Below are 17,724 nucleotides of genomic sequence, written 5' to 3'. Positions count from 1 at the left end.
ACACCGTGAGCGACACCGTCAACCCCACCAACATCCACATCACCGGTGGCGAGACCACTGATGTGACCACCAAGAACATCCACATCACCGACGGTGAGGACGGCGCCGCGATAGCCGAGAAGATCGGCATCCACGTCGCGAGCGGCGCCGAGGCACCGGCCGCCGACACGGGCACCGCCTCGACCGACAACATCCACATCACGTCCGAGCCGGCCAACTAAGCCACTCCCGACGGGGAACGGCCGCGGCGGCGACTTCGGGGGAGCTGCCGGGGCCGACCAGGGAGGTCCGGTCGACGGGGGAGCACACGGGCTCGGGGGACGCCCGACGGAACCAGGGGGGATCCGTCCGGGCAGGGCCCGTGCGCAACGCGATCGGACCACCGCACCACGGAGGGGCCGGGCAGCTGCCCGGCCCCTCCGCTCTTTCCTGTGCGACGGGATCGTCCTGCTCGTGCGTCAGCGGGCGTAGGAGCCGAGGCCGACGAGGCAGTAGACGTACTCGCTGATGGTGGCGCCGTTCATCGTGTAGCGGTGGGAGAAGGCGTACTCCGTCTTGGGGTTGGAGTTGCAGTTGTTCATGTCCGAGGTGAACGGGAAGGTCTGGATGACCTTGTAGTGGGCGTCGGATGCCGCGCACGACACCTCCTCGACGCCGCTGACGCTCTGCGCCGTCTCCGAGTTCGGAAGGGTGCCGTTGAGGCAGGTGCCCTTCTCGTACGGGTCGGGCTCCTCCTCGGTGGGGGTGGGGGCGAGGTCGGTGGGGAAGGGCTCGTACGAGAAGGTCGGCGCCGCCGTGGGGCCCGCGCTGCCGGGGCCCTCGTCCTCGTCGTGGTTCAGGAGGTACGAGCCGCCGATGACGGCGAGCGTGACCAGGCAGCCGAGACCGCCGGACTTCTTGGGGGCCGCCGGGGCCCCGGCGACCGTGATGCGCAGGTGCACCGTGCCGTCGCCGAGCCTCGCCGCGACGAGTTCGCCGTGGCGGCAGGGGCGGACGGTGATGTGGACGGGTCCGGACGGCAGCTGGACGGTGAGGATCACGCCCTGGGCGGCCTGTTGCGGGGTGAGCGTGAGGGGGATCTCTTGCGTCGGCACCGGCTGCTCCTGAGGTGGGGAGAGGCGAAGGGCTGCTCATATGACGTGTACGCGAAGGGAGTTGGTTGCGCTCCTCGCCGTCAGTTCCCCGCCCGTGCCCTCAGCTCCCCCTTCACCACCTTCCCGCTCGCGTTCCGCGGCAGTTCCGGCACGAACTCGACCTCCCTCGGGACCTTGTAGTTCGCCATCTCCCGGCGCGACCAGGCGATGACGTCGTCGGCCGTCAGGGTCGAACCCGGTCGCCGGACCGCGAAGGCCTTGCCGACCTCGCCGAGGCGGGGGTCCGGGATGCCGATGACGGCGACGTCCGCGATGTCGGGGTGGAGGCCGAGGAGCTGCTCGATCTCGGCCGGGTAGGCGTTGAAGCCGCCGACGATGAACATGTCCTTCAGGCGGTCGGTGATGCGGAGGTTGCCGGCCTCGTCCAGGACCCCGATGTCGCCGGTGCGCAGCCAGCCGTCCGTGTCGATCGCCGCCGCCGTCGCCTCCTCGTCCTCGAAGTAGCCGCTCATCACGTGGTGGCCGCGGACCAGGACCTCGCCGTCGCCGGAGAGGCGGAGTTCGGTGCCGGGGAGGGGGCGGCCCGACGTGGTGGCGATCGTCTCGTCCGGGTCGTCGCGCCGGCACATGGTGACGACGCCGCTCGCCTCGGAGAGGCCGTACGCGGTGAGGACCGTGCCCACGCCCAGCTCGGCGCGGAGGCGCTCGACGAGCCGCAGCGGGACCACGGCCGCGCCCGTCACGACGAGGCGGAGGGTGGAGAGGTCGTGCGCGGGGCGGGCCGGGTGGTCCAGGAGGGACTGGTGGAGGGTGGGCGGGCCGGGGAGGACGGTGACGCGCTCGGCGGCGATGTTGGCGAGGACGGTGTCCACGGTGAAGACGGACTGCGGGACGATCACCGCGCCCCGCATGAGGCAGGCGAGGATGCCGGCCTTGTAGCCGAAGGTGTGGAAGAAGGGGTTGACCACGAGGTAGCGGTCGCCCTCCCGGAGGCCGGCGAGCTCGGACCAGATCGCGTAGCAGCGCAGGGTCTGGGCGTGGCTGATGACGGCGCCCTTGGGGCGGCCGGTGGTGCCGGAGGTGTAGATGATGTCGGAGGGGGACGCGGGGTCGATGCCGTCGGCGCGGGCGCGGACGCGGGCGGCCGGGACGGTGTCGCCCTCCGCGAGGAAGGCCTTCAGGGTCGTCCAGCCCTCGTCGTCGGGGGCGGTGTCGCCGAGGACCACCACCCTTTCGAGGTCGGGGAGTTCGACGCCGGAGCGGCGCAGGGAGGCCACGTACGAGGTGCCGAGGAAGGTGCCGGTGACGAAGAGCAGCCGGGCGCGGGAGCGCTGGAGGACGTAGGCGGCCTCGGTGCCCTTGAAGCGGGTGTTCAGGGGGACGAGGACGGCGCCGGCGGTGACGGCGCCGAGGGCGGAGACGATCCAGTCGAGGGTGTTGGGGGCCCAGATCGCGACCCGGTCCCCGCCGCGTATCCCGGTGGCGAGGCAGGCGGCGGCGGCCCGTTCGACGCGCTCGCCGAGTTCTGCGTACGTGACGCGGACTCGGCCGTCGACGACGGCCTCGCGCTGCCCGTGGCGCTCGGCCGCCGCCCGTACGAGGCCGGGGATCGTGCCCCACTCCAGGTCGCCGCGCGGGTCCCTGCCCGGGTCCGTGTCCACGTCCATGCCCAACCTCCCTGTAGCTGACTATCCGTCAGATTAGTTGTAGCCTGACGCGCTGTCAGCAGTGCTGCCCCATGAGGAGGTTCGGTGCTCAAGGACGCCACGGCCATCGTCGGGATAGGACAGACCGCCTTCGCGAAACAGCTCCACGAGACCGAGAAGACCCTCGCCTGCCGGGCGATCCTCGCCGCCCTCGACGACGCCGGGATCGACCCCGGCGAGGTCGACGCCTTCGCCTCGTACACGATGGAGGAGACCGACGAGGTCGAGGTGGCGAAGGCCGTCGGGGCCGGTGACGTCACCTTCTTCAGCAAGGTGGGGTACGGCGGCGGCGGCTCCTGCGCCACCGTCGGCCACCTCGCCGCCGCCGTCGCCACCGGACAGGCGAACGTCGGCGTCGCCTGGCGGTCCAGGAAACGGGGCTCGGGCCCCCGCCCCTGGAAGAACACCGCCGTCCAGCTGCCCACCCCCGGCCAGTGGACCCGCCCCTTCGGGCTGCTCCGCCCCGCCGACGAGATCGGCATGCTCGCCCGCCGCTACATGCACGAGTACGGCGCCACCCGCGACCACCTCTTCAACGTCGCCCTGGCCTGCCGCAACCGCGCCAACCAGAACCCCGCCGCGATCATGTACGAGCGACCGCTGACCCGCGAGATGTACATGACCGCCCGCTGGATCAGCGAACCCCTCTGCCTCTTCGACAACTGCCTGGAGACCGACGGCGCCCTCGCCTGCGTGATCGTCTCCGCCGAACGCGCCCGCGACTGCCGCCAGAAGCCCGTCTACGTGCACGCCGCCGCCCAGGGCCTGCCCGCCCAGCACCACGGCATGGTCAACTACTGGAACGACGACCCGCTCTCCGGCCCCGCCTGGACCGCCGCCCGCCACCTGTGGAAGCAGGCCGACTTCGGCCCCGCCGACGTGGACGTCGCCCAGATCTACGACGCCTTCACCCCCCTCGTCCCGCTCTCCCTGGAGGGCTACGGCTTCTGCGGACGCGGCGAGGGCGGCGCCTTCACCGAGGGCGGCGCCCTGGAGATCGGCGGCCGACTGCCGCTCAACACCGGCGGCGGCGGCCTCTCCGAGGCGTACGTCCACGGCTTCAACCTCATCAACGAAGGCGTGAAGCAACTCCGCGGCACCTCCACCGCCCAGGTCCCCGAGGCGGCCACCTGCCTGGTCACGGCGGGCGAGGGCGTCCCCACATCCGCCATCCTGCTGAGGAGCTGAACCCGGATGCTGACACCGGTCATCGACGAGGACGGCGCTCCCTTCTGGGAGTACGCCGCCCGGGGCGAACTGCGGATCCAGGCCTGCGCCGCGCCCGACTGCGGCGAGCTCCGCTTCCCGCCCCGCCCCTGCTGCCCGCACTGCCGGTCCTTCGACAGCGAGTGGCGGCTCATGTCCGGACGCGGCCGGATCTGGTCGTACGTCCTCCCCCACCCGCCGCTCCTGCCCGAGTACGCCGCCCAGGCCCCGTACAACGCGGTGCTCGTCGAACTCGCCGACGCCCCCCGCATCCGTCTCGTCGGCAACGTCGTCGCCGCCCCCGACGCCCCCCTGAACTCGGTCGACCCGGCCCGGCTGCGCATCGGCGCCCCCGTGCGGGTCGCCTTCACCGAGGTCGACGGCGTCACCGTCCCCCGCTGGCTCCTGGAGCGGGCATGAGCATCCGGGTCGAGCGCGACAAGGAGACCGGGGTCGCGGTCGTCACCCTCGACCGGCCGGAGAAGCACAACGCCGTCACCCTCGCCATGGCCCGCGAACTGGGCGCCGTCTGGCGGGGGTTCCGGTACGAGGACGAGGTCCGGGCGATCGTCGTCACCGGCGCCGGCGACCGGGCCTTCTGCACCGGGATCGACCGGGAGGACGCCGGAAGGATCCCGCAGCCCTCCTCCCCGTACACGATCGACGACCCCCTCCTCACCCTCGGCCCCAAGGCCAACGACCTGTGGAAACCGGTGATCGCCGCCGTCGAGGGCATGGCCTGCGGCGGGGCCTTCTACCTGCTCGGCGAGGCGGAGTTCGTCATCGCGGGCGAGAACGCCACCTTCTTCGACCCGCACACCACCTACGGCATGGTCAGCGCCTTCGAGACCATCCACATGACACGGAAGATGCCGTACGGAGAAGTCGCCCGGATGGCCCTCATGGGCACCGCCGAACGGGTCTCCGCCCGGCGCGCGTACGAGACGGGCCTCGTCTCCGAGCTGACCGGACCGGGCGGCGCGCTCGACGCCGCGCGGGCGGCCGCCGCCGTCGTCGCCTCCCACCCGACCGAGGCCGTCCAGGGGACCGTACGGGCGCTGTGGTCGGTCGACGAGGCCGCCCGCGCCCAGGCCCTCGCCCACGCCTCGCACCTGGTGACGCTCGGGAACCTGCCGCCGGAACGGCAGGCGGAGCTGTTCACCCGAAGGAATGGCGGCCACCGGCTCCGATAGCAGGTGCGAAGATCTGTTTTAATGAATCATTCTTTCAGTGAGACACCGTCAACAGCGGTGGGACAGCCCCGCGTTCACAGCACGAACGGGCATCGCCCGTCCGCTGTGACCTGCAACGGGGAGCTGTGATGGGACGACGCATCGTCAAGGCGGGACTCGCGGCCGGAGCCGCGCTCATGCTGGCCGGCTGCGGCGGCGGGAGCGACCCGGCGGCGGTCGCGGGCACCGGCGGCGCCGGTGGGGAGGCCGGGCAGGGCGACGGCGACGGCGGCGCCTCCAGGACCGCGTCGCTCGCGCAGCCGGGCAGCCTCACGGTGGCCTTCTGCCAGACCCTGGAGAGCGACGGCGGAGGCCAGTCGTACCAGGTCATCCTGCGCTCCTACGCCGCGAAGGACGGCGCCTTCGTCGGCGAGCATGCCATCGCCATGCGGCACGACGCCGAGCCGGCCGCCGTCTGCGAGGGCGACGGGCCCAGCACCAACACGGCCTTCAACAAGGACCTCACGCTGGTCGCCGCCCTGGTCAACGGCGACCGCGCCGCCGCCTTCGACCTCACCACCGGCCAGGAGGTCGGCGCGCCCGACCCGGACGCCTTCACGAAGCGCCCGGACAACGGCGGAGTCGCCTTCCACCCGGTGACCGGCCGCCTCTGGTACGACATGGGGCGCGTCGACTCCGACGCCACCGGCGCCGTCGCCTCGCGGGACCCCAAGGGCGGGCTGAAGACCGAGGAGAACACCCCCTTCGAGAAGGTCCCCGATCTCCTGAAGAAGGACGGCCCCACGGCGGAGACGGTGCTCGCCACGGACGACATCCACGCGGTGGCGGTCCCCGCCGGCGGCATCGTGGCGACGTACAGCACGGACAACGGCGTCCGCCTGAACAAGGTCGGCCCCGGCAGCGGGGGCATCGGCGCCGGGGTCTACCTGACCGAGATCGCCCCCACGGGCCTCGACGAGGACAACAGGGAGATGTGCGTTCCGTCCTTCTGGCGGAACGCCACCACCCTGGTCTGCGAGTTCAAGCAGCTGACGTTCTCCGCCGACTACAAGAAGCTCCTGAAGACGGAGGACCTCATCCCCGAGAACGACCGGATCAACAGCCAGCCGGTGCTCTCCCCGGACGGCAAGAGTTTCGCGTTCCTCTCCAAGGGCGAGGACGGCCGGCGGAGCCTCTTCCGCGGGGACTTCTCCGGCGGCGCACCGGTGAAGATCACCACCGTGGACGCCCCGGTCGCCGACGAGGACAACCTCCGCACGACGCTGATCCGCTGGAACTGACGGACCGGACGATCAGCTGCTCGGGGAGGCACTCGCCTCCCTGCGCACGTCGTACACGCGGCAGCTCTTCACCTGGCCGACGTTCCCGGGTTTCTTCATCGGGACGTCGTAGATCTTGCCCGCCCCGCTCTCGATCCCGACCACGATCTCGCCGCTGTCGGCCCGCGAGCCGTCGGCCCGCTCGAACTCCAGGACGATGCGGAACGTGCCCGTGACCCCGGTCTGCGGCATGACCCGGACCGTCGCGGTGGTGTCCGCCTTGCCGGCCCGCTTGCCCTTGCGCTTCTTCTCGGCGGGCTCCACGCAGTCGATCACGTCGACGACGACCTCGGCGTCCGTCGCGGTCGGGGCCGGCGAGGCGGTGGCCGTGGAGCCGCCCGAGCCGCTGTAGTCGTCGTTGCCCTGCTCGTCGCTGGAGCAGCCGCCGCCCGAATCGTCGTCGTCGGAGTCCGAGTGGCTCCGGCTCTTGCTCTTGCCGCTCTTGCTCTTCCCGCTGCCGCCGCCACTGCTCCCGTGGCCGCCCTTGCCGGTGTGGAAACCGGTCAGCGCGAGGACCACCACCGTGAGCGTCGCCGCGAGCTTCAAGCGCGTCCGTACCATCGCCGGCTCCGTCCTGTCTGTCGTGTCCGCGCCACCCTAGCGCCGCCCCCGTGCCGCGTGGCGGGGCCCCCTCACCCGGCGTAGCGTCGGGAAAGAGGGCCGGACCGCCGAGGAGGCCGCACCCATGATCCGCGACACAGCCGGCTCCGTCCTGGCTCTCGCCGGAGCGACGGCCGCCGTCTGGAGCCCCTTCCGTGCCTGGTACGACGGCCGTCCCGGGCGTGACTACGCCATCGACGAGCTGTTCACCGGCATCACCGACGCGAAGGCCGACGTCCTGGGCTCGATCCTGCTGCCCTTCGCCTTCGCCGCCCTCGTCACCCTCGTCGGCGTACTGCTCCGCTCCCGCCTGCTCGTCTCCGTCGCAGGGCTCGTCGTCCTCGGCTTCACCGTCCTGTGGATGGTGCGGCTCGGCCAGGTGGAGGGGAGCCTCACGGTCGGCACCGACGGCAAGGGAGTCGGCGAGGGGGTCGGGTACGCCGTCGGCGGCGGGATCCTGCTGCTGCTCGGCGCGCTCGTCATGCCGGGCCGACACCACGCCCCCCGGCCGAGCCGGGTGGACCGGGCGCCCCGGGACAAACACCCACCCCTGGAAGGCCCGCCGAGGGACCGGACGCCGACGGACCAGAGCCCGGGGGACCGACCCCCTGCGGACCAGCCCCCGCCGAACCGGCCCCCATCGGACCGGACCCCCACGGACGGGCCCCGGGCGGAGCCGCCCTCCGCGGCCCCGACCCAGACGTACGACGTACCCGCCCGGGACCGGGAGAGCGACGACGGCGGCCCGGCGGCCCCGCCCCCGCCGCCCCCGCGGCGTTAGCGCCCCGCGGCGTCAGCGCGCCCCCGGTGTTCAGCGCGCCGCGGCGCCCCTGCCCGTCGCCGTGCCCTTGGCCGCGTCGAGCGCGTACACGCAGCGGTCCTTGCTGCACGCGTACACGACCCCGCCCTTGGCCACCGGCGAGCCGGTGATCTCGCCGCCCGTGGCGAGCTTCCAGCGGAGCTGCCCGCCGGTCGCGTCCAGGGTGTACAGGACGTGGTCGGCGGAACCGAAGTGCACCCGGCCGTCGGCGACGACCGGGGAGCCGACCAGCTCGCCGCCCGCCGCGAACCGCCACCGGGGCGTGCCGGTGACCGCGTCGAGCGTGTAGAGCGCGCTGCCGCTGCCGACGTGGACGTTGCCGTCGGCGACGAGCACCGGCTCGGCGGACTGGCGCGGCTCGGTCGCGATCCGCCAGCGGTCCTGGCCGGTGGTGGCGTCGAGGGCGTACACGGTGCCGAGGTGGTCCGAGAGGTACACCCCGCCGCCCGTGACGGCCGGTCCCGGCGCGAAGGCGGGCGGGGAGAGGAAGACCGCCGGCGCCTCGAAGTGCCAGCGGACGTGCCCGCCGGCGATGTCGATCGACAGGACCCGGGTCCCGGCGGAGACGTACACGCAGCCGTCCTCGGCCGGGGCCACCCGCACCGGCACGTTGGCACAGGAGGCCGCGTCGCCGATCGGGTACGACCAGCGCTCCACGCCCGTGCGGGCGTCGAGGGCCTGGAGCCGGGCGTCCCGCCACACGTACACGGTGTCGCCGTGCACGGCGGGCCCCGCCTCCGGGGTCTCGAAGTCGGTCTGCGCGCCGGTGAGCTCCCACAGCTTGGCGCCGTTGGAGGCCTCCCAGCCCTGCACCCCGCCGCCGCGCGTGCCGGTGACGACCGTGCCCCGGTCGACCTTCAGCGAGTACACCCAGGCGTCCGTGTGCAGCCGCCAGCGCTCGCCGCCGTCGGTGGCGTCGAGGGCGTACAGGGTCGGGCCGTCGGAGGCGTGGATGCGGCCCGAGGCGACGGCCATCGACCAGGCCACGTCCCGGGTCTTGAACTGGCGCCGGCCGCTCCCCGTGTCCAGGGCGTGCACCTCGAAGGAGGTCACGTACAGCAGGTCGCCGTCGACGACCGGGGTGCCCCACACGTCGTTCGACATCCGGAAGCGCCAGGGCCGCCAGTGGCCGGGCTCCGGCGGGGGCTGCGGGGCCGCCGTCTGGTCGGTGCCCTGCGAGGGCACCGACGCGGGACGGGAGCCCTGCTGCGGAGCCTGCTCGGCTCCGTGCGGGCCGCCGCCGGGCGGGCGGATCCAGCCGGTCGCGGGGCCCGCGTCGGTGCCCCGGCCGACGGCGAGCGCCGCCCGGGTGTCGGCGACCCGGGGGCCGGGGCCGATCGGCACGGTCGCACCGCCGAGGCGCACGGGGCCGCCCGCGCTCTCGGCGGGACCGGCGTGCCGGCCGCCGACGGGCGCGTGCTCCGGCGCCCGCTCCGGGAAGCGGGGGTCGGGGCGGGGGCCCGGCGGGTCCGCCGGGGGCCGCGGCGGCGCCACCGGGGCGGGCAGCTGGCGGCCACCGCCGCGGCGGTGCTCGATCATGGCGGTGGCGCTCTGCGGCAGCCAGGCGGAGGCCGTGCCGCTGTCGTCGCTGCCGGGGCCGAAGAGGTGCGGGGCGAGCTGCGCCTGGAGGTCGGCCGGGGTGGGCCGGCGGGTGACGTCCATCTGCATGCAGGACTCGATGAGGGGCCGCAGCTCCTCGGGCAGGCCCTCCAGGTCGGGGCCCTCGCGGAGCAGCATGAAGACGGTCTCGACCGGGTTGGCGCCGTGGAAGGGCGCGTGGCCGGTGGCGGCGAAGACCAGCATCGAGCCCAGCGAGAAGACGTCGCTGGCACCGGTGACGCTGCGCGAGTCGCGGGCCTGCTCGGGCGACATGTAGGCGGGCGTGCCCACGGCGACGTTGGTCATCGTCAGCCGTGTGTTGGAGACGCCGGACGCGATGCCGAAGTCGATCACCCGGGGGCCGTCCTCGACGACGAGGACGTTGGACGGCTTGAGGTCGCGGTGGACCAGGCCCGCGCCGTGGATGGACTGCAGGGCCTCGGCGACGCCCGCGGCGAGCCAGCGGACGGCCTGGGCCGGGAGCGGCCCGCACTCGTTCACTATCTCTTCGAGGGAGGGCGCCGGCACATAGGCGGTGGCCAGCCAGGGCACGGCGGCGCGCGGGTCGGCGTCGACGACGGCGGCCGTGTAGAAGCCGGAGACCGCCCGGGCGGCCTCCACCTCCCGGGTGAAGCGGACCCGGAACAGCTGGTCCTCCGCGAGCTCCGTGCGCACGGTCTTGATCGCCACGCGCCGGCCCGAGGCCGAGCGCGCGAGATAGACCAGGCCCATTCCGCCCGCGCCGAGCCGGCCCAGCACCTCGAAGGGCCCGATGCGTCTCGGGTCGTGCTGCGTCAGCTGTTCCACTTGCCTGCCACCTCCCCGTACGGGCCATGAGGGTACGGCCCCGTGGCCCTGATTCTTCCTGTCCGAGGGCCTGGTTGCGAACCCGGGGGCGGATCGGGGTGTCACACGTCATAACGGGGTGCTGCGGTACGGGGTGCACCGGCCGGTACGGCCGGGGACGGATCAGTCCGTAGCGGATGGTTTCGGCTCCGCGCGGACGGCGAAGCGGGCGCCCTGGTTGTCGTGGAGGACGGCGACGCGGCCGTGCGGGGAGTCGAAGGCCGGGGTGGCGATCCGGCCGCCGAGCCGGACGGTGGTCTCGCAGGCCTCGTCGCAGTCGGCGACGGCGAAGTGCACGAGGACGTGGCCGGGCATCTCGGCGGGGAAGTCGTCGGTGATGACGGCTCGCCCGCCGAAGGCGTCGGCGCCGCCGGGCCGGGAGCCGGGCGGGGACCAGACGCGGTAGTCGAAGTCGGCGTCCCTGCCCTCCTCGGCGGCGTCGGCCTGGCGGCCGAGGTAGCCGAAGACGGTGGCGTAGAAGGTGTCGACGGCGTCGGGACGGCGGGTGTAGACCTCCATCCAGCAGAAGGTCCCCGGCTCGTCCGTGACCTCGAAGCCGTCGTCGTCGCCCTCCTGGCGGAGGCCGAAGACCGCGCCGCCGGGGTCGGCGGCGAGGGCGTAGACGCCGAACGGGCCGACGGGGTAGGGCTCCATGACCATCTGTCCGCCGGCGGCCTTGATCCGGGTGGCGAGGGTGCCTGCGTTCTCGGTGGCGAGGTAGAGGGTCCAGGTGGTGGGCATGCGCCCGTCCCGCTTGGGGACGAGTCCGGCGACCCGGCGGCCGTCGAGGAGGGCCTCGTCGCGGTCGGGGTCGAAGGTCCAGCCGAAGAGCTCGCCGTAGAAACGCTTGCCCGCCTCGAGGTCGGGAAGCTGTGCGTCCACCCAGCAGGGGGTGCCCTCAGTACGTACGGCCATGTCCCCACGCTAGGGCTGCGGGGGCGGCCCCGCACGCCCCGAGATGCGAACAAAGGGGCGATTCGGCGGGTCGGAGCCCTTGTGGCGCTTGAGTTGTCCACCGGCCTTGTCCACAGCCTGTCCATAAGCCTATTCGGGTACGGGACTCCCCGCGCCGGCCTCGATCGGCCCCGGGCGCCGCCGGCACGTCCGGCACCGCGTCCGGCACCGTGCCGGGAGCCGCGTCCGACCCCGGCGTCCGGCACTGGCTCGATACCGCCCCTGTGCCCTCGGGCCACGCACCCGCGTCGACCTCGCGGAACGGCGGTGTGCCGGGGGTGCACCCCATTTGCAGTCGGCCGAATCGCGCGCTGATCCCCCCTCGGTAAGCTGACGGCATGACAGGACAAGTACGCACCGTCGACGGCCGCGTGGCCGGACGACGCGGTCAGGCGACGCGGCAGAAGCTGCTCGACTGCCTCGGTGAGATGCTCAGCTCCTCGCCCTACCGGGACGTCAAGGTCATCGATGTGGCCCGGAAGGCGGGTACTTCACCCGCGACGTTCTATCAGTACTTCCCGGACGTCGAGGGAGCGGTCCTCGAGATCGCGGAGGAAATGGCCAAGGAGGGCGCCGCGTTGACCGAGCTGGTCAGCGGTCGCTCCTGGGTCGGCAAGGCCGGATGGCAGACCTCGGAGGAACTCGTCGAGGGATTCCTGGACTTCTGGCGGAAGCACGACGCGATCCTGCGGGTCGTGGACCTCGGCGCCGCCGAGGGCGACAAGCGGTTCTACAAGATCCGCATGAAGATCCTGAACTCGGTCACCAACTCCCTCACGGACGCGGTGAAGGAGCTCCAGAGCAAGGGCAAGGTCGACAAGGACGTCAGCCCCGCCGCGATGGCCGGCTCCCTGGTGGCGATGCTGGCCTCGGTCGCCGGCCACCAGAAGGGCTTCCAGACCTGGGGCGTGAAGCAGGCCGAACTCAAGCCGAACCTGGCCCTGTTGGTACACCTGGGCATCACCGGCAAGAAGCCGACCAGGTAGCGCCGGCCCTCCTTCACCCGTCCTGTCCTCGACGCCGACGGCGACCCGCCCCCGCGAGACCGGGGCCGGGACCGCCGTCGGCGTCGCCGTGTCCGGGCGCTGTGACGTGCCGGTGGCCGCCCCGGCCCGGCGCGGTGCGGCCGCTATCTGCGCGTGAGGCGGAAGAGCCGGATCTCGCGCTCGATCCGTGCCTGGTACGTGGCGTACGGCGGCCAGAACTCCAGCGCCGCCTTCCAGGCCGCCGCCCGTTCCTCGCCCGCGAGCAGCTCCGCCCGTACGGGCACGTCCTCGCCCCGCCAGTTGATCTCGACGTCCGGATGGGCGAGCAGGTTCGCCGTCCAGGCGGGGTGGCCCGGGCGGCCGAAGTTGGAGCCGACGAGGAGCCAGCGGCCGTCCCCCTCGGGCATGCAGGCGAGCGGGGTGACCCGCGGCCGGCCGCTCCTCGCGCCCCGGGCGGTGAGGATCACGCCGGGCAGCATCCGTGCGCTGAGCAGCACTTTTCCCCTGGTCAGCCGGTGCACGGCCCGGTCCATGGCCGGGATGACGCGCGGGGCGACCTTGGCGAAGGTCCGGGTCGAGGACACCTTCTGCACGAGCTTCCGTCCGGTGGGCATCTACGCCGCCTCCTCTCCGAAGAGTCCGGTCCGTTCCGCCGCCCGGGCGCGCAGCCGGCGGGCGGGGCCGAAGAGCAGTTCGTCGGAGGCGGCCCGCTCGAAGTACGGGTGTCCCTCCTCCTCCCGGGCGAGGGACTCCTCGGCGGTGGCGCGCAGCGCCTCCAGGGCGTGGGCGAGGGCGAGCGGTCCGCCGTCGGGTCCGGGGCCGGGTTCGCGGGCCGCGCAGTAGGTCAGCGAGCGGGCCGTCCCGACCTGGACGCAGAGGTCGGCGAGGCGGTGCCGGGCGGCGTGGACGGGGCCGGCGGGGCGGCCGGGCCGTTCGCGGGAGCCGAGGTGCTCGACGGCGTGGTCGAGGGCGGCCGCGGCGGCGCCGACGGCCTCGGCGGCCAGCATCACGGCGGCGGCTCGGCCGGTGGCGGCGAGGGCGCCGAGGACGTCGGCCGGTTCCTCGCCGAGGAGCTCGGCGCCGGTGTCCCGGAACTGGACGGTGGCCCGGGGCCGGGTGGGGTCGAGGGCGGGCTGCCGGGTCCGTACGAGTCCGGGGGCGTCCGCGGGGACGAGGAAGAGGAGCGTACGGCTGCGGGCGAAGCCGCCGGCGTGGGCGGCGACGAGGAGCAGTCCGGCGCTGTGCCCGTCGATGACCTGGGCGGCCTCGCCGTAGAGGCGCCAGCCGCCGTCCGCCGCGCGCGCGGCCTGGATGCCGCCGGCCCGGCCGCCGCCCGACCAGTCGCCGTCGGTGTTGTCGCCGGTGAGGCCGAGGGCGAGGGCGATGCCGGAGGGGGCGGCGAGGGCGCAGGTGAGGGTGGAGTCGGCGACGCGCGGGAGGAGTTCGGCGCGCTGGGCGGGGGTGCCGAGGGCGGTGAGGAGCGGGGCGGCGAGGACGGTGGTGGCGAGGAGCGGGGAGGGGGCGAGGGCGCGGCCGGTCTCCTCGCAGGCGAGGGCGAGCTCGACGGGGCCGCGGCCGGCGCCTCCGTACTCCTCGGGGAGGGTGAGTCCGGCGAGGCCGAGGGTGCCGGTCGCGCGGGTCCAGAGCGCGGTGTCGTCTCCCTCGGCCGCGGTGGTCGCGTGGTTCCCGTGCGATCCGGCCCGTTCGGCGAGCAGGTCCCGCAGGGCGCGGCGGATCCCCTGCTGCTCCTCGGTGAGCGGTTCCGCCGACGGGGCGGATGGCGAGGTGTCCATGGAGCTCCCTCCGTATCTGACGGTGCGTCATGCTAGGGCGGCGTGGGGTCGGTTGCCCAGAGAGGCGCCGGTCCCGATTCAGGAAATCTGATGTACCGTCAGATTCATGCCCACCACCACACGCAGCTCCCGCCGCGTCGCCGTCGTCGGCGTCTCCCTCTCCGACTGCGGCCGGGTCGACGAGGCCACCCCCTACGCCCTGCACGCCCAGGCCGCCCGTCGCGCCCTCGCGGACAGCGGCCTCGACCGCTCGCTGATCGACGGCCTGGCCTCGGCGGGCCTCGGCACGCTCGCCCCGGTCGAGGTCGCCGAGTACCTGGGCCTGCGCCCCCGCTGGGTGGACTCGACCGCCGTCGGCGGGGCCACCTGGGAGGTCATGGCCGCGCACGCCGCCGACGCCGTCGCCGCCGGTCACGCGAACGCGGTCCTGCTGGTGTACGGCTCCACCGCCCGCGCCGACATCCGCGCCCGGCGCCGCACCTCGAACCTCTCCTTCGGCTCGCGCGGCCCGCTCCAGTTCGAGGTCCCGTACGGGCACACCCTGATCGCCAAGTACGCGATGGCCGCCCGTCGTCACATGCACGAGTACGGCACGACCCTGGAGCAGCTCGCGGAGGTGGCCGTCCGGGCGCGGGCGAACGCGGCGCTCAACCCGGAGGCGATGTTCCGCGAGCCGATCACCGTCGACGACGTCCTGGACGGGCCGATGATCGCGGACCCGTTCACCAAGCTGCACTGCTGCATCCGCAGCGACGGCGGCTGCGCGGTGCTGCTCGTGGCCGAGGAGTACGTCCAGGACTGCCGCAAGGCCCCGGTCTGGGTGCTCGGCACGGGTGAGCACGCCTCGCACACCACGATGTCGGAGTGGGAGGACTTCACGGTCTCCCCGGCGGCCGTCAGCGGCCGGCTGGCCTTCGAGCGGGCGGGCGTCCGGCCCGCCGACGTCGACCTCGCCGAGATCTACGACGCCTTCACCTACATGACCCTGGTGACCCTGGAGGACCTGGGCTTCTGCGCGAAGGGCGAGGGCGGGGCGTTCGTCCAGGAGAAGGACCGGCTGCCGGTGAACACGGACGGCGGCGGGCTCTCGGCCTGCCACCCGGGGATGCGGGGCCTGTTCCTGCTCGTGGAGGCGGTGCGGCAGCTGCGCGGGGAGGCGCCGGGGCTCCAGGTGCGCCGGCCGGACGGCTCGCTGCCGGAGCTGGCGGTGGCGTCGGGGACGGGGGGCTGGTTCTGCTCCTCGGGGACGGTGGTCCTCGCCCGCGCCTGACCGACCACCGGAAAGATCTATACAAGCGTCATAGACAAGCGTGTAGGACATCCGTATAGTCATGTCTGCGGGCAGGGGAACGGCCCGCAGACACCGGACAAGGAGTCCTGCCATGACCAGCACCACGAAGACCGCCAAGACCGTCCTGATCTCCGGCGCCTCGATCGCCGGCCCCGCCCTCGCCCTCTGGCTGCACCGCTACGGCTTCGTCCCCACCGTCGTCGAGCGCGCCCCCGAACTCCGCACCGGCGGCTACAAGGTCGACATCCGCGGCACCGCGATCGAGGTCTGCCGCCGGATGGGCGTCCTCGACGAGATCCGCGCCAACTCCACCGACATGCGCGGCGGTTCGTACGTCGACGACGCCGGCCGCACCATCGGCGAACTGCCCGCCGACATCTTCGGCGGCCGCGTCGAGGAGGACGACGAGATCATGCGCGGCGAGCTCGCCCGCATCCTGTACGACCGGACCCGCGAGGACGTCGAGTACGTCTTCGGCGACTCGATCGCCGACATCGCGGACGACCCCGAAGACACGGCCGGCGTCACCGTCACCTTCGAGAGCGGCACCGTCCGCCGCTTCGACCTGGTCGTCGGCGCCGACGGACTCCACTCGAACACCCGGCGGCTCGCCTTCGGCCCGGAGGAGCGGTTCAAGCGCCACCTCGGCGCGTACATCTCCATCTTCACGGCCCCCAACCACCTGGGCCTGGACCGCTGGGAGACCTACCACGCGCTCCCCGGGAAGCTGCTCTGCGTCTACAGCTCCGCCGGCGAGACCGACGCCAAGAACCTCTTCATCTTCTCCTCGCCCCAGGAACTCCCCCACGACCACCGGGACGTCACCGCCCAGAAGCGCCTGCTCACCGACACCTTCGCGGGCGACGGCTGGGAGATCCCCCGGCTCCTCGGACACGCGGCGGCCGCCGACGACTTCTACCTCGACTCCATGTCCCTCGTGGAGATGGACCGTTGGTCCACCGGCCGCGTCGTCCTCCTCGGCGACGCCGCCCACTGCTCCTCCCCCGCCTCCGGCCAGGGCACCGGCCTCGCCCTCATCGGCGCCTACGTCCTGGCGGGCGAACTGGCCCGGGCGGGCGGCGACCACACCGTGGCCTTCGCCCGCTACGAACAGCACATGCGGCCCGGCGTGGAGCAGAACCAGCGCATGGCGGAGGGCTTCGTCAAGGAGATGACCGTCGGCTCGAAGTGGAAGATCGCCCTGCGCATGCTCATGGTGCGGACGCTGCCGAAGACCCCCTGGAAGAACCTCATCGCGAAGAAGATCCGCGACGGCATCCAGTCGGCGGCCAACGCGGTCCCGCTCGCGGACTACACGGTGCCGGCCACGAACGCCGCCGCACGCCCTACCGTGACCGCATGACCGACTTCCACCACGCCCTGCGCTCCCTCCGGGTCTGGGACACCGAGCTCCCGTCCTTCGACCCGGCGAGCGCCCCGCCCGAGCCGCTCCCCCTCTTCCACGACTGGTTCACGGCGGCGGCCGCGGCCGGTCAGACCGAGCCGCACACCCTCTCCCTGGCCACCGTGGACGAGGACGGCAGGCCCGACGTCCGTACGGTGATGCTGCACGACGCCGACGCGCGCGGCTGGCACTTCGCCTCCCACGCCACCAGCGCCAAGGGCCGCCAGCTCGCCGCCCGCCCCGAGGCCGCGCTCGGCTTCTACTGGCCGGTCCAGGGCCGCCAGGTCCGGGTCCGGGGCCACGTCCTCACCTGCTCCCCCGAGGAGGCGTACGAGGACCTCCACGCCCGCACCACCGGCGCCCTCGCCTCGGCGCTCGTCGGCCGGCAGAGCGAGGTCCTCGACTCCCCCGACACCCTCGCCGAGGCGAGCGCGGCGGCCTGGCGCCGGGCCGAGGAGGAACCGGACGCGCCCGCCCCCACCTGGACCCTGTACGTCGTCGAACCGGCCGAGGTCGAGTTCTTCCAGGGCGACGCCCGCCGCCGCCACATCCGCCTCCGCTACCGCCGCGACCCGTCGACGGCCACCGGCTGGCTGCGCGAGCTGCTCTGGCCCTGAGGGCGCACCATGGAAGGTGGAGGTGTGAACCATGGGTACGTACATGGACGTGCACCGGGGCATGGTGGGGATCACGGCCGAGCAGCTCGAAGAGGCCCACCAGGCCGACCTCGCCATCGAGAAGGACGAGGGGGTCCACTTCGAGCGGGCGTGGGCGGACCCGGAGTCGGGGACGGTCTACTGCCTGTCGAGCGGCCCTTCGGCCGAGGCCGTCCAGCGGGTCCACGCCCGCACGGGACACGCGGCGGACGAGATCCACGAGGTGCCCCTCATGGTGTAGGCGAAGCACGCCGGG

The 17,724-nt window shown here is 73.3% G+C and carries 18 protein-coding genes; 11 read left to right on the top strand and 7 right to left on the bottom strand.

The features are described from left to right. Nucleotides 1-5: 5 nt before the first annotated feature. On the top strand, nt 6-221 hold the full coding sequence (locus BLW86_RS21660; RefSeq protein ID WP_093875569.1) for a hypothetical protein: 216 nt from the start codon (nt 6-8) through the stop codon (nt 219-221). 237 nt (nt 222-458) lie between these two features. Here the strand turns inward: BLW86_RS21660 and BLW86_RS21655 are convergent, their stop codons facing one another. Both BLW86_RS21655 and BLW86_RS21650 read right to left on the bottom strand, forming a co-directional pair. After that, nucleotides 459-1,094, bottom strand: coding sequence for an LppU/SCO3897 family protein (locus BLW86_RS21655; protein WP_093875568.1), 636 nt, complete (start codon nt 1,092-1,094; stop codon nt 459-461). Nucleotides 1,095-1,174: 80 nt separating this feature from the next. After that, nucleotides 1,175-2,761, bottom strand: coding sequence for a FadD3 family acyl-CoA ligase (locus BLW86_RS21650; protein ID WP_093875567.1), 1,587 nt, complete (start codon nt 2,759-2,761; stop codon nt 1,175-1,177). Nucleotides 2,762-2,845: 84 nt separating this feature from the next. Here BLW86_RS21650 and BLW86_RS21645 point away from each other — a divergent pair, with 84 nt between their 5' ends. The 4 genes from BLW86_RS21645 to BLW86_RS21630 all read left to right on the top strand — a co-directional run bounded on the left by BLW86_RS21645 (nt 2,846) and on the right by BLW86_RS21630 (nt 6,479). Then, nucleotides 2,846-3,988, top strand: coding sequence for a lipid-transfer protein (locus tag BLW86_RS21645; protein ID WP_093875566.1), 1,143 nt, complete (start codon nt 2,846-2,848; stop codon nt 3,986-3,988). Between the two features lie 6 nt (nt 3,989-3,994). Next, nucleotides 3,995-4,426, top strand: a complete 432-nt coding sequence (locus tag BLW86_RS21640; RefSeq protein ID WP_093875565.1) for a Zn-ribbon domain-containing OB-fold protein — start codon at nt 3,995-3,997, stop codon at nt 4,424-4,426. Beyond that, nucleotides 4,423-5,199, top strand: a complete 777-nt coding sequence (locus BLW86_RS21635; RefSeq protein WP_093875564.1) for an enoyl-CoA hydratase/isomerase family protein — start codon at nt 4,423-4,425, stop codon at nt 5,197-5,199. Before BLW86_RS21640 ends, BLW86_RS21635 begins: the two co-directional genes overlap by 4 nt. A 128-nt stretch (nt 5,200-5,327) precedes the next feature. Further along, nucleotides 5,328-6,479 carry a TolB-like translocation protein gene (locus BLW86_RS21630; protein WP_093875563.1) on the top strand — a complete coding sequence of 384 codons (1,152 nt, stop codon included), beginning with the start codon at nt 5,328-5,330 and terminating at the stop codon, nt 6,477-6,479. Between the two features lie 12 nt (nt 6,480-6,491). Here BLW86_RS21630 and BLW86_RS21625 read toward each other — a convergent pair whose 3' ends face one another. Next, nucleotides 6,492-7,079 carry a hypothetical protein gene (locus tag BLW86_RS21625; protein ID WP_093875562.1) on the bottom strand — a complete coding sequence of 196 codons (588 nt, stop codon included), beginning with the start codon at nt 7,077-7,079 and terminating at the stop codon, nt 6,492-6,494. A gap of 124 nt (nt 7,080-7,203) precedes the next feature. Between BLW86_RS21625 and BLW86_RS21620 the strand changes: the two genes are divergently transcribed. Then, on the top strand, nt 7,204-7,899 hold the full coding sequence (locus BLW86_RS21620; protein WP_093875561.1) for a hypothetical protein: 696 nt from the start codon (nt 7,204-7,206) through the stop codon (nt 7,897-7,899). Nucleotides 7,900-7,929: 30 nt separating this feature from the next. Here BLW86_RS21620 and BLW86_RS21615 read toward each other — a convergent pair whose 3' ends face one another. Both BLW86_RS21615 and BLW86_RS21610 read right to left on the bottom strand, forming a co-directional pair. After that, nucleotides 7,930-10,344 (bottom strand): protein serine/threonine kinase AfsK, encoded by a 2,415-nt coding sequence (locus tag BLW86_RS21615; protein WP_093875560.1) that lies wholly within the window; start codon nt 10,342-10,344, stop codon nt 7,930-7,932. Nucleotides 10,345-10,506: 162 nt separating this feature from the next. Then, nucleotides 10,507-11,298: a VOC family protein gene (locus tag BLW86_RS21610; protein WP_093875559.1), complete on the bottom strand. Its 792-nt coding sequence runs from the start codon at nt 11,296-11,298 to the stop codon at nt 10,507-10,509. Nucleotides 11,299-11,675: 377 nt separating this feature from the next. Here BLW86_RS21610 and BLW86_RS21605 point away from each other — a divergent pair, with 377 nt between their 5' ends. Next, on the top strand, nt 11,676-12,323 hold the full coding sequence (locus BLW86_RS21605; RefSeq protein WP_030691742.1) for a TetR family transcriptional regulator: 648 nt from the start codon (nt 11,676-11,678) through the stop codon (nt 12,321-12,323). 143 nt (nt 12,324-12,466) lie between these two features. Here BLW86_RS21605 and BLW86_RS21600 read toward each other — a convergent pair whose 3' ends face one another. Next, nucleotides 12,467-12,937: a nitroreductase family deazaflavin-dependent oxidoreductase gene (locus tag BLW86_RS21600; RefSeq protein ID WP_093875558.1), complete on the bottom strand. Its 471-nt coding sequence runs from the start codon at nt 12,935-12,937 to the stop codon at nt 12,467-12,469. Then, nucleotides 12,938-14,116 (bottom strand): acyl-CoA dehydrogenase family protein, encoded by a 1,179-nt coding sequence (locus BLW86_RS21595; RefSeq protein WP_093875557.1) that lies wholly within the window; start codon nt 14,114-14,116, stop codon nt 12,938-12,940. It lies immediately after the preceding gene. A gap of 106 nt (nt 14,117-14,222) precedes the next feature. On the opposite strand from BLW86_RS21595, the gene BLW86_RS21590 reads away from it, so the two are divergent. The 4 genes from BLW86_RS21590 (at nt 14,223) to BLW86_RS21575 (ending at nt 17,709) form a co-directional block, all read left to right on the top strand. After that, nucleotides 14,223-15,386 carry a thiolase C-terminal domain-containing protein gene (locus BLW86_RS21590; protein ID WP_093875556.1) on the top strand — a complete coding sequence of 388 codons (1,164 nt, stop codon included), beginning with the start codon at nt 14,223-14,225 and terminating at the stop codon, nt 15,384-15,386. A gap of 112 nt (nt 15,387-15,498) precedes the next feature. After that, nucleotides 15,499-16,770, top strand: coding sequence for an FAD-dependent monooxygenase (locus BLW86_RS21585; protein WP_093875555.1), 1,272 nt, complete (start codon nt 15,499-15,501; stop codon nt 16,768-16,770). Then, nucleotides 16,767-17,429 (top strand): pyridoxine/pyridoxamine 5'-phosphate oxidase, encoded by a 663-nt coding sequence (locus tag BLW86_RS21580; RefSeq protein ID WP_093875554.1) that lies wholly within the window; start codon nt 16,767-16,769, stop codon nt 17,427-17,429. Before BLW86_RS21585 ends, BLW86_RS21580 begins: the two co-directional genes overlap by 4 nt. Before the next feature lie 31 nt (nt 17,430-17,460). Beyond that, nucleotides 17,461-17,709 (top strand): SCO4226 family nickel-binding protein, encoded by a 249-nt coding sequence (locus BLW86_RS21575; protein WP_093875553.1) that lies wholly within the window; start codon nt 17,461-17,463, stop codon nt 17,707-17,709. The last annotated feature ends 15 nt before the right edge of the window (nt 17,710-17,724 follow it).

The sequence above is a fragment of the Streptomyces sp. TLI_105 genome, from assembly GCF_900105415.1.
Taxonomy (GTDB): Bacteria; Actinomycetota; Actinomycetes; order Streptomycetales; family Streptomycetaceae; genus Streptomyces.
The sequence above is the reverse complement of the archived record's forward strand: the minus strand, read 5'-3'. Positions and strand labels throughout refer to the sequence as shown.

Coding starts and splice junctions, on each gene's coding strand:
- BLW86_RS21610 (WP_093875559.1), bottom strand. CDS start 11,298: ATGGCCGTACGTACTGAGGGCACCCCCTGCTGGGTGGACGCACAGCTT.
- BLW86_RS21640 (WP_093875565.1), top strand. CDS start 3,995: ATGCTGACACCGGTCATCGACGAGGACGGCGCTCCCTTCTGGGAGTAC.
- BLW86_RS21585 (WP_093875555.1), top strand. CDS start 15,499: ATGACCAGCACCACGAAGACCGCCAAGACCGTCCTGATCTCCGGCGCC.
- BLW86_RS21590 (WP_093875556.1), top strand. CDS start 14,223: ATGCCCACCACCACACGCAGCTCCCGCCGCGTCGCCGTCGTCGGCGTC.
- BLW86_RS21620 (WP_093875561.1), top strand. CDS start 7,204: ATGATCCGCGACACAGCCGGCTCCGTCCTGGCTCTCGCCGGAGCGACG.
- BLW86_RS21605 (WP_030691742.1), top strand. CDS start 11,676: ATGACAGGACAAGTACGCACCGTCGACGGCCGCGTGGCCGGACGACGC.
- BLW86_RS21580 (WP_093875554.1), top strand. CDS start 16,767: ATGACCGACTTCCACCACGCCCTGCGCTCCCTCCGGGTCTGGGACACC.
- BLW86_RS21635 (WP_093875564.1), top strand. CDS start 4,423: ATGAGCATCCGGGTCGAGCGCGACAAGGAGACCGGGGTCGCGGTCGTC.
- BLW86_RS21650 (WP_093875567.1), bottom strand. CDS start 2,761: ATGGACGTGGACACGGACCCGGGCAGGGACCCGCGCGGCGACCTGGAG.
- BLW86_RS21625 (WP_093875562.1), bottom strand. CDS start 7,079: ATGGTACGGACGCGCTTGAAGCTCGCGGCGACGCTCACGGTGGTGGTC.
- BLW86_RS21600 (WP_093875558.1), bottom strand. CDS start 12,937: ATGCCCACCGGACGGAAGCTCGTGCAGAAGGTGTCCTCGACCCGGACC.
- BLW86_RS21575 (WP_093875553.1), top strand. CDS start 17,461: ATGGGTACGTACATGGACGTGCACCGGGGCATGGTGGGGATCACGGCC.
- BLW86_RS21595 (WP_093875557.1), bottom strand. CDS start 14,116: ATGGACACCTCGCCATCCGCCCCGTCGGCGGAACCGCTCACCGAGGAG.
- BLW86_RS21630 (WP_093875563.1), top strand. CDS start 5,328: ATGGGACGACGCATCGTCAAGGCGGGACTCGCGGCCGGAGCCGCGCTC.